Annotated in this window: 2 protein-coding genes; both read right to left on the bottom strand. The window is 70.4% G+C overall.

Annotated elements, in window-relative coordinates; all coding sequences use genetic code 11:
* The coding region (locus AC1DYI_RS36175) for a gamma-glutamyltransferase (RefSeq protein ID WP_477208908.1) at nt 1–471 on the bottom strand (471 nt) is incomplete at its 3' end.
* A 127-nt stretch (nt 472–598) separates the two neighbouring features.
* Nucleotides 599–1,232: MFS transporter (locus tag AC1DYI_RS36180; RefSeq protein ID WP_477208909.1), on the bottom strand; the 634-nt coding region annotated here is incomplete at its 5' end.

Here is a 1,232-nt window from a genome sequence, read left to right on the forward strand (position 1 = left end):
CACCGGCACCGCATAGCCGCGCTCGGCGATCTCGATCGCGGGCGCCAGCAGGTCGGCAAACGGCAGCTTGCCAAAACGCTCTGACAGGGCCGCCCAGGCCGACACGGCGCCGGGCACCGTCACCGCGTCCCAGCCGCGAGCAGGCGGCGTCTTCTGGCCGGCAGTGCCCTTCTGACGGAAGTACTCGGGCGTCCACGCCGCGGGCGAATGGCCGGAGGCATTCAAGCCCTGCAGACGCTGACCGTCCCAGACGATCGCGAACGCGTCGGAGCCCAGTCCATTGCTGCAAGGCTCGACCAGCGTCATCACCGCCGCCGTCGCGACTGCCGCGTCAACCGCGTTGCCGCCGGCCGCCAGCATGCGCAAGCCGGCCTGCGCCGCCAGCGGATGCGAGGTGGCCACGATGTTGCGCGCGAAGACCGGTGAGCGGTTGGATGCGTAGCCGGTCGACCAGTGGAAGTCGTGTCTCATGGCGGCGGGCCTCGTGATGCAGCGTGGCCGGTGGAGGGCAAGCGTCAGAGTCTGCCACCAGACCGGTGTCCGACCCTTTCCCAAGCGTGATGGCCGGCTTGCCGCAGGGGCAATCCCCGCGTGCCGATCAACTCACCAGGCGCTCGGCCACGTAGCGCTTGACCCTGGGTGGCGCCTCACCCAGGTGAAAGGCGAGGCGCTGCTCTCGCAGGCCGATGTCGGAGGCGGTGAACCGCTCGAGCCGCCGCTGGTGCTCGATCCAGTTCTCGTCGACGAAATACTCGACATAACGGCCGGGCACCGAGGTGTCGCGCAGCAGCGCCCAGGTCAGCGCGCCCTGGCGCAGGCGGGCGCGCCGCGTCACCTGCATCACGCGGGCAAAGTCTTCGGCACGCGCCGGGTCGATCTGGTATTCGACCGAGACCATCACTGGCCCATCGTCTGGCGCCACATTGATGGCCACCTCGGGCACGCTGGCCGGCTGGGCCGGTGTCAGGTCTTCGTCGCCRCCGCCTTCGACCGACACACGGCGCGTGGCCAGCAGCGCCAGCGGGCCGAACACCGCCGCGGCGACCACCGCAGTGCGCACATCGCTGAGGCCGGCCACCTGGCCCCACAGCAGCGAGCCCGCCGCCGAGCCGCCCATCAGCGCCATCTGGTAGATCGACATGCCGCGCGCCCGGACCCAGTTCGGCAGCGCGAGCTGGGCCGAGATCGTCAGCGAGTTGGCGGTCGAGATCCAGGCCATGCCGGCAATCACC

It is taken from the genome of Ideonella sp. P3_A4, assembly GCF_056403075.1.